This window comes from Streptomyces alkaliphilus (genome assembly GCF_014141535.1).
GTDB classification, from domain to species: Bacteria; Actinomycetota; Actinomycetes; order Streptomycetales; family Streptomycetaceae; genus Streptomyces; species Streptomyces alkaliphilus.
In genome coordinates this window covers 1-1768 of the sequence record NZ_VKHT01001005.1, presented here as the reverse complement: position 1 = coordinate 1768, position 1768 = coordinate 1, and the positions used below count along the sequence as shown (strand labels likewise).

At 74.3% G+C, this 1768-nt stretch carries 1 protein-coding gene; it reads left to right on the top strand.

Going from position 1 to position 1768, the window contains the following annotated elements; translation table 11 throughout:
* Nucleotides 1-537 precede the first annotated feature (537 nt).
* Nucleotides 538-1704, top strand: coding sequence for an NAD(P)-dependent malic enzyme (locus FNQ90_RS21930; protein WP_228471472.1), 1167 nt, complete (start codon nucleotides 538-540; stop codon nucleotides 1702-1704).
* Nucleotides 1705-1768 lie beyond the last annotated feature (64 nt).

The window sequence follows — 1768 nt, the reverse complement described above, 5'->3', positions numbered from 1 at the left end:
GCCCCTCGTCCGGCCCCGGACCGGACCCCGGGGGCCGGGGCCCCGGGGAGGAACGCGCCGTCGTTCGCGCGTCGATCGGTGAGACGAGGATCACGGACGGTCGACGACTCCCCGGCGTCACGGCGGTCGCCCCGCGTCTCCGCAGGTCGTACCGCGTGGGAGCGGCGCCCGGGGCGCGGCCGGAACGGCGCACGCCGACCCGATTCACCCGATGTTTCGCTCGGCACCCTGACAATCCCCTCGTCCCCACCTCGAGCGATCCGGTAGAACGGACTGTTACACCCCTCACCCGGGGACCCGGGACGTGCGTGCGGCGCGTCCGGCGTCCGCAGCACCTCCCCGACGGCGGCCCAACCGCCGAACGGGCGGCGGACGTGGTACCCGCCCGCTCCCCCACCAGGGAGCGGTCACCCTCGACCAGCCATGTGATAAAGGGGTCAAACCGTGGCTTCGGAGACCGTCAACTCCACAACCAACCTTCATCGAACCACCCACCGCGATTCCCCGCGCCCCCACGGCGAAGGGGATCCGGAGCGGCTGGGCGCCGCCGCCGGCCTGGATCCGGCGTTCGCCCTGCACCGCGGCGGCAAGATGGCCGTCCGCGCCACCGTCCCGGTGCGTGACGCCGACGATCTGTCCCTGGCCTACACGCCGGGTGTCGCCAAGGTGTGCGCCGCCATCGCCGAGCAGCCGGAGCTCGCCCACGACTACACCTGGACCTCGCAGGTCGTCGCCGTCGTCACCGACGGCAGCGCCGTCCTCGGCCTGGGGGACATCGGTCCCGCGGCCTCCATGCCGGTCATGGAGGGCAAGGCGATCCTCTTCAAGCAGTTCGCCGGGGTGGACGCCGTCCCGATCGCGCTGGACTGCCGTGACACCGACGAGATCGTCGAGACGGTGGCCCGGCTCGCCCCCTCCTTCGGCGGCGTCAACCTCGAGGACATCGCCGCGCCGCGCTGCTTCGAGATCGAGCGCAAACTCCAGGAGCGCCTGGACATCCCCGTCTTCCACGACGACCAGCACGGCACCGCCGTGGTGACCCTCGCCGCGCTGCGCAACGCCGCCCGGCTGACCGGGCGCGGCCTCGCCGAGCTGCGGGTGGTCATCTCCGGCGCGGGCGCGGCCGGCGTGGCCATCGCGAAGATCCTGCTGGGTGCCGGGATCGGCGACGTCGCGTTGTGCGACCGTCGCGGCGTGGTCTGCGGTGACCGGGAGGACCTGACCGATGTCAAGCGGGAGATCGCCGGGCTGACCAACCGCGCCGGGCTGACCGGCTCCCTGGAGGACGCCATGGCCGGAGCCGATGTCTTCATCGGCGTCAGCGGCGGCACGGTCCCCGAGTCGGCGGTGGCGCGACTGGCGCCGGGCGCGTTCGTCTTCGCGATGGCCAACCCGGACCCGGAGATCCACCCGACGGTGGCCGCCCGGCACGCGGCGGTGGTCGCCACCGGACGCAGCGACTTCCCGAACCAGATCAACAACGTGCTGGCCTTCCCCGGCATCTTCGCCGGCGCCCTCCAGGTGCGGGCGGCGCGGATCACCGAGGGCATGAAACTGGCCGCGGCCGAGGCGTTGGCGGCGGTGGTCGCCGACGAGTTGACCCCGCAGCGGGTGATCCCCTCGCCGTTCGACGAGCGGGTGGCGCCGGCGGTCGCGGCGGCGGTCGCGGCGGCGGCGCGCGCCGAGGGCGTGGCCCGGCGCTGAGCCGGACGCGCCGCCCCCGGTGACCGGGGGCGGCGGAGGGATGTCGGCCGGTGGGGCCGGGGAC